Genomic DNA, 7,042 nt, shown 5'->3' on the forward strand with positions numbered 1-7,042 from the left:
ACCTTAGTGCGCGCCACCACCGCCACCGCCCGCACCAAACGGGGGTTTAGCGAACCAGACCAGACCGAGCAACACCAGGAAGATCCCCGCCGACATCCAGAAGATCTCGTTGGCTGAAATAATCAGCCCCTGATTCGTTATCTGCTGGGCTATCCAGCCAGACGCCTGTTGCTGCGTCATGCCCAATCCCTGTAGCTGATCGTACATTGCCTGCGCATTCGGGTTATACGGATTCACCGACTCGGTTAACTGTGCATGGTGCATCGATTCCCGGTTGGTCCACATGGTGGTGGTGATCGATGTCCCGATTGACCCCGCCAGCGTTCGCGTAAAGTTAGACAAACTTGATGCCGCCGCCAGACGCTCAGGCGGTAAGCCAGACAGCGTGATGGTCGTTAGCGGCATAAAGAAGCACGCCACCGCGAAGCCCTGAATAAACTGTGGCCATGCGGAGGCGCCGAAGTCCATTCCCGGTTCAAACGTCCACGCACGCCAGTAAAAGCAGACGGCATACATAATAAAGCTGAACGTCACCAGCCTGCGCATATCCAGCTTATGGGCAAAGCGGCCAATAATCGGCGACAGGATCACCGGAATAATCCCCACCGGCGCGGACGCCAGACCCGCCCACGTCGCGGTATAGCCGTAAACCTCCTGCAAAAGCTGAGGTAGCAGAACAATTGCCCCGAAGTACAGCATATAAGCCAGACTGATACACAAACAGCCGATGGTAAAGTTTCGCGACTTAAACAGTGAGAGATCGACAATGGGGTTATCGTCGGTAAGCTCCCAGACAATCAGGAAGCTAATGGCGACCACCGCCACCACGGTCAGAATGATGATCTCCTGTGAGGCGAACCAGTCCAGCTCTTTCCCCCGGTCGAGCATAATCTGCAGGCTACCGATCCCAATGACCAGCAGCGCCAGCCCGATGGCGTCAATCCGCCGCTGTTCCGTGCGTGTTTCGCGTCCACGCAGGGTTTGCAGCGTCATCAGAACGACGGCAATACCGATTGGCACGTTGATAAAGAAAATCCAGCCCCAGTGATAGTTATCGCTGATATAGCCGCCCAGAATCGGGCCGCAAATCGGCGCGACAATCACTGTCATCGACCACAGCGCCAGCGCGATAGAGCGCTTTGCCGGAGGGTAGTTATTGAGTAGCAGACTTTGCGAAAGCGGGATCAGCGGCCCGGCAACCACCCCCTGAACGACGCGGAAGAAGATCAGCATGTTCAGACTACTGGAGACGCCGCACGCCCAGGAGGCGATGGCAAACGCCACCGTTGACCACATGAAGAGCTTCACTTCCCCAACGCGCTTTGCCAGCCAGCCGGTAATGGGAATCGAGATGGCGTTCGCCACCCCGAAAGAGGTGATCACCCACGTCCCCTGGCTCAGCGATGAGCCCAGGTTCCCGGCGATCGTAGGGATCGCCACGTTAGCAATGGTGGAGTCCAGCACCTGCATGAATGTCGCCAGCGACAGCGCAATCGTCATAATGACGAGCTGCGCGCCCTCCAGCGGTTTTTGCTGTTGCATCACACGCACCTCAGATTAGCCTGCGTTGGCCTGCACAATCTCTTCGATCAGTTTATTGACCGGGGCAAGGCTGATTTCACGGGCGTTACTCTCAGACACCGGCGTAGTGCGCACCTGGCTGGCGAGCACCTGACCGTCGCGGTTCGCGGTATCGACGGTGACGAGCGTCGATAAACCAATCCGCAGCGGATGTTGCGCCAGCTGCTGTGCATCCAGTTCGATACGTACAGGCAGACGCTGAACCACTTTGATCCAGTTACCGGTTGCGTTCTGTGCTGGCAGCAGTGAGAAGGCGCTACCGGTCCCCATATCAAGACCGACCACTTTACCGGTGTACTTAACGTCATCGCCGTAGATATCACTGATCACCGTTGCCGGTTGGCCGATGCGCATATGGGCAAGCTGCGTCTCTTTGAAGTTAGCATCAACCCACAGATTGGTGGCCGGAACCACAGCCATCAGCGGCGTGGTAGGGCTGATCTGCGCGCCAGGCTGCACGGCGCGGCGCGACACGTAGCCGGTCATCGGGCTGACGATCTTCGTTCGCTCGAGCGCCAGCCAGGCGTTACGCACTTCGGTGGCGGCCTGTTGGACGGCGGGCTGATCTTCCAGCTTGCTGTCGAGAATCATCGCCTGATTGGCATTGTATTGCTGAATAGCAACATCAAGCTGCGCCTGAGCGCTGGCCACGGCATCCCGCGCGTGTTGCAGCTCTTCGCGACCAATCAGGTTGGCGTTACCGAGCGGTACGCGACGGTTAAAATCGCTTTGCGCCTGGGCAAGGGCCGTTTTCTGCACCGCAATGTTCGCCTGCAACTGTTTGCTGTTGATCATTAACTGATGCGTCTGACGGACGCTGGAGGCCAGCGCGGTCTTCGCTTTTTCAAATGCCTGCCTGGCATCCGTCTGATCGAGCGTGACGAGAACGTCACCCTGTTTAACAAAATCAGTGTTATCCGCCCAGACTTTCGTCACGCTGCCGGATACCTGTGCCATGATTTGAACCTGGTTCCCTGCCACGTACGCATCATCGGTCTCTTCGACATGACGCAGTACCAAAAACCAATAAATTCCATATGCCACGGCAATAATGATAAAGAGCAAGGTCAGGAGGAGTAGCGTACTTTTACGTTTGCTTTTCTTCTTAACCGGTTGCTGCGGGGTTTGGGTCTCCGCATTTGCGCTCATGTTGTTCTCCACGATCTTATTTTTTCGTCGGCTGAGCCGAGCTGTTTATCAGAAAGGCCAGCACGTTCAGGTGCTGGCCAGTCAGTTTTCTTTGGTAATCTGGATTATTGAGCGAGTCGACGCGTTAGCTCAGCGCCTCAAGGATAGCACCATCCTGGTCCATCTGATCGAGACGCGTCAGAAGCTTACGAGTGATGTGCTCAAGCTGTTCTTTTTCTGCAGTGTTAAGAGCGGACCACAGTTGATGCAGGCAGTTATGCTGCGGCGGTAATACTTCGCGCAAAAATGCATGGCCTTTATCGGTTAACTGTAGATGCAGGCAACGACGATCGTTGTCGCTTTCATGGCGCTCGATCCAACCGCGCTTTTCCAGCTCATCAGCGATACGTGTCGCGTTAGTACGGGATGATCCCAGGGCACAGCTCAGTTCAGAAGGCTGAATGCTGTGGTTTTCCTGAGACTCCAGCGTAATCAACGCCATAAACAACGTCTCGTTAATCCCTTGAGCTTTCAGCATTTTATTGCGGTTATCCAGCAGTTTTCCTTGCATATGCATGCAAAGACGAGTCAGCAGGATTTCCTGATACGGAAAATCCTCGTGGCGGCTGGCGCGAAATTTTAGCATTTGTTCAATGGGCGTAAACGAACTATCCATTTGGGCATGACCTCATTAATTTCAGCCGATATAGTAACGACAGTGACAAATAAAGTAAATGTATTATTAAATTAAAATGATTTTTCCAACCTATAAAACCGCCAACATTTTCCACGCTAATCCATAGGCCAGAGCGCTTAATAGCGTAGGAATGATGATACTGCGCGTTTTATAAAAACTAGCACCCAGTACAGCAAAGCCCACGAGCGTCGGTACGAAGCGACTGGCATCGTGCATGACCTCAGGGGCCGTTGACACAACCAGCAGGGCGCAAATTGATGCAATGCCGATGGTGTCGAGTAAAACGCCGGTTGCACCACGCTTGCCTGGACGGGTATTTCCCATCTTCAGACGCAGCGGTAAATAGCGAAACCCATAATTTACACAGCCGACCAGCAATCCGAGCAGCAGCACCTCATAGCGCATCGGGAACTCCTTGCCAGAAAGCCTGAATTAGCGCGGTCAGACAACCACACACAATCCCCGCCAGAATCGCGGCGGGGATGGAAAACAGCGTCACGCCCGCCAGTGCGCCCGCTAAGGCGGCGGTCACGCACAGGGACTGTTTACGCTGGAATGACGCCAGCAGAAAACTCATAAACAGCGCGGGGAGCATAAAACCGAGCGCCGCTTCGACCGCCGGGAATCCTTTCAATAAACCGCTGCCGGAAAAGGCGCCGAGTACGGTTCCCAGCACCCAGGAGGCCCAGGAGCAAAACGCGATGCCAATCATCCAGTTCTCGCTCCAGCGACGGTTATCCCGCACCAGCTTTGCAGTGGCAGCGGCAAAGACTTCGTCGGTGAGACCAAACGCCCACAGGGCGGTTTTCGGTTTACTGAGTTTCTGGGCGATACGACTGCGCAGGGAAGGACCGTATAAAACATGGCGTACATCCATCGCCATAACGGTCAGGGCGGCAACCCATAATGTGCTGCCTGCGGCGAGCATGGTTGTGATAACGAACTGGCTGGCACCGGCATAAATAATGCAGGAGAAAAACACGCTCTCAACCGGGCTAAACCCGAGACGGGTGGCATTGAGACCAAATGCAAAGGCAACAGGAATATAGCTGATGACGATGGGTAAGCTGTCTTTGAATCCTTCCGCACAGGTAGCCGGAGGGGTATTGGGCAGAGATGCGGGCCTTTCCATAGAGTTTTGCGCGTTATCACCAATGTTAAAATTATCAGGGTTAATAATCTCTATCACCTTAACAGACTGGGGGGCTCCTTAACACCCTCAGGAGCCCAAACGCTTGCCGGGCGCTTAAATTGCAGCGTCTTGTCGGTGAAATCCTCGCCACCAGACCAGCAGGTTCAGTACGGCAACGGTCGTCCCTGCCAGACAAACGCCCAGCCATCCGGCATGCTGCCAGGCCGAGGCGGAGATCAATGACCCTGCTGCCCCGCCGATAAAGTAACTGGTCATATACCCGGCGGTCAGACGGTTTCGGGCCTCCGGATACAAACGGTAAATCACCGTCTGATTAGTGATGTGAACCCCCTGAACGGTAAGATCCAGAACCAGAATCCCCACAATCAGCGCCAGTACTGAGGTGTGTCCCAACCAGATAGCGAGCCAGGAAAGCAGTAATAGCAGCAGGCCATAGGTCGTGGTGAGGTGAGAATGTCCTTTATCCGCAAAACCGCCAGCCGGACGCGCGCCGAGCGCACCAGCGGCACCCGCCAGCCCAAACAGGCCAATCATCCCTTCAGAATAGTTAAACGGCGGGGCGGCCAGTAAAAAGGCCATTGACGTCCAGAGAATGCTGAAATTGGCGAAGGTCAGGCAGCCCAGCAGTGCACGCGTGCGCAGCAGTTTATCGCGGGTAAACAAACTGAATACCGAACCCAGCAACTGTGGGTAGTTCAGGTGGGTGTCTGACTTCACCTTTGGCAAGCCGCGCCACAGCGCGATAGCCATCAGCGCCATCAATACGGAGGCGACCCAGAAGACAGTGCGCCAACCGCCGAGATTCGCCAGCAGTCCCGCCACGGTTCGCGCCAGCAAAATGCCCAGCAGCAGGCCGCTCATGATGGTCCCGACCACTTTGCCGCGTTTATTCGGCGTGGCAAGCGTCGCCGCCAGCGGCACCAGAATTTGTGCAACCACGGAAAAAAGTCCGGTCAGCGCCGTGCCGAGGATCATCATCGTCAGCGACTGACTGCTGGCGGTAATCAGCATCCCACCCGCCGCCAACAGCGTCATAGAGACGATCAGCGTCCGGCGTTCAAACATATCGCCAAGCGGAACCAGAAACAGTAAACCGGCGGCGTAGCCAAGCTGAGCGGCGGTGACGATAAACCCCGCTGAACTGGCAGAAAGTGAGAAGTGGCGTGCGATGGTTTCGAGCAGTGGCTGTGCATAATAGTTGCTGGCGACGGCCAGACCGGTAGCCACTGACATGAGAACGATCAGTGCCGGGCTCAGCCCGTGAGAGGTTTTTGTCATTATGTTCGCAATCGTGAGTCAGGTGATGATTTCTTTGGGAATCAATCATAGCGGACATTTATGAATGTTGGGGATTTGTTGCGTGCCGGATTGTGCGATCAGGGGAGGGAACGGAGGGAGCAGGCCGGGAACCGCGTTCCCGGCTATCGTATGCCAGATAAGCGCATCGCGCGCCATCCGGCATTCAGGAGGCAATTACTTCTGCGCCGCCAGCGCGTCGTTCACCCAGCCGTCAAACTGCTGCTGGTGGGCTTTTATCCAGCCGTCAACATGACCCTGAACATCAGCTTCCGACGCTTTGCCCTCATGCATCATCGCGTTTTGCGCGTTAATGTCCGCCAGCGGCAGTTTCATGATGGCAAACAGTTTCGCCGCCGCCGGGTTTTTCTCTGCCCAGGCCTTGTTGGCAACGATGTGCATGGTGTTTACCGGGAAGCCATAGTTCGCGCCATTCGGCAGTTTAGTATCGATATCTTTCTGCTCACCCGGCAGCGAGGAGAACGGCACCTGTAACCAGACCACATCTTTACCTGGCTTCATCACGTCGCTCACCCAGTAAGGCGTCCAGGTGTAATACAGAATCGGTTTACCTTCTTTAAAGCGGGTGATGGTATCGGCCATCATCGCTGCATAGTTGCCGTGGCTGACGTCGACGGTTTTTTCCAGATCAAACGCTTTGTTCTGGTGGTTAATCACCGCTTCACAGCCCCAGCCTGGCGAGCAGCCCATCATGTCCGCTTTACCGTCGCCGTTGGTATCGAAGATTTTAGCAATGTTGGGGTCTTTCAACTGGGCGATGTTAGTAATTTTGTACTGTTCAGCGGTTTTCTTATCGATCAGGTAACCCTGCGCAGCCCCGGTGACGAATGTGCCTTCGCGGTAAAACTTCTTGTCCCCGCCTGCCGCAGAATACATATCGTCGTGCAGCGGCTGCCAGTTGACGGCGGTAAACGTGGCATCGCCGGAGGCAATAGAGGTGTAGCCCACGTTATAGTCGACTTCGCTCGGTTTATTGACGGTGTAACCCAATTTCTCCAGCGCGCGGCTCACCAGCAGCGTCTGAAAGGTTTCTTCGGTGATGGTGCTCTGTACCGGTTGGACGGTAATGCCTTTACCTGGCAGGTCGGCAGCGAAAGCGCTGGTGGAGACAAGGGTGGCAAACGCTGTGGCAATCATGATTTTCTGTCGCATCGTTGTTCCTTAAT

General features: G+C 55.2%; 7 protein-coding genes. All 7 read right to left on the bottom strand.

Annotated elements, in window-relative coordinates; all coding sequences use genetic code 11:
- Positions 1-3: 3 nt before the first annotated feature.
- A complete protein-coding gene (gene emrB / locus JTI98_RS09790; RefSeq protein WP_042999623.1) occupies positions 4-1,542 on the bottom strand; it encodes a multidrug efflux MFS transporter permease subunit EmrB in 1,539 nt (512 codons plus the stop codon).
- A 15-nt stretch (positions 1,543-1,557) separates the two neighbouring features.
- Positions 1,558-2,730 (bottom strand): multidrug efflux MFS transporter periplasmic adaptor subunit EmrA, encoded by a 1,173-nt coding sequence (gene emrA, locus JTI98_RS09795; protein ID WP_042999624.1) that lies wholly within the window; start codon positions 2,728-2,730, stop codon positions 1,558-1,560.
- 124 nt (positions 2,731-2,854) lie between these two features.
- The gene (gene mprA / locus JTI98_RS09800; RefSeq protein ID WP_044326893.1) at positions 2,855-3,385 is read right to left on the bottom strand and encodes a transcriptional repressor MprA; all 531 of its coding nucleotides are present in this window, start codon (positions 3,383-3,385) and stop codon (positions 2,855-2,857) included.
- Positions 3,386-3,475: 90 nt separating this feature from the next.
- Positions 3,476-3,811, bottom strand: coding sequence for an L-valine transporter subunit YgaH (gene ygaH / locus JTI98_RS09805; RefSeq protein ID WP_042326037.1), 336 nt, complete (start codon positions 3,809-3,811; stop codon positions 3,476-3,478).
- Positions 3,801-4,538, bottom strand: coding sequence for an AzlC family ABC transporter permease (locus tag JTI98_RS09810; RefSeq protein ID WP_043001836.1), 738 nt, complete (start codon positions 4,536-4,538; stop codon positions 3,801-3,803). Before JTI98_RS09810 ends, ygaH begins: the two co-directional genes overlap by 11 nt.
- Positions 4,539-4,652: 114 nt before the next feature.
- Positions 4,653-5,837 carry an MFS transporter gene (locus JTI98_RS09815; protein ID WP_216082199.1) on the bottom strand — a complete coding sequence of 395 codons (1,185 nt, stop codon included), beginning with the start codon at positions 5,835-5,837 and terminating at the stop codon, positions 4,653-4,655.
- Positions 5,838-6,032: 195 nt separating this feature from the next.
- Positions 6,033-7,028 (bottom strand): glycine betaine/L-proline ABC transporter substrate-binding protein ProX, encoded by a 996-nt coding sequence (gene proX, locus JTI98_RS09820; RefSeq protein WP_044326895.1) that lies wholly within the window; start codon positions 7,026-7,028, stop codon positions 6,033-6,035.
- Positions 7,029-7,042 lie beyond the last annotated feature (14 nt).

Source organism: Citrobacter sp. MGH 55 (assembly GCF_016906145.1).
GTDB lineage: Bacteria > Pseudomonadota > Gammaproteobacteria > Enterobacterales > Enterobacteriaceae > Citrobacter_A > Citrobacter_A amalonaticus.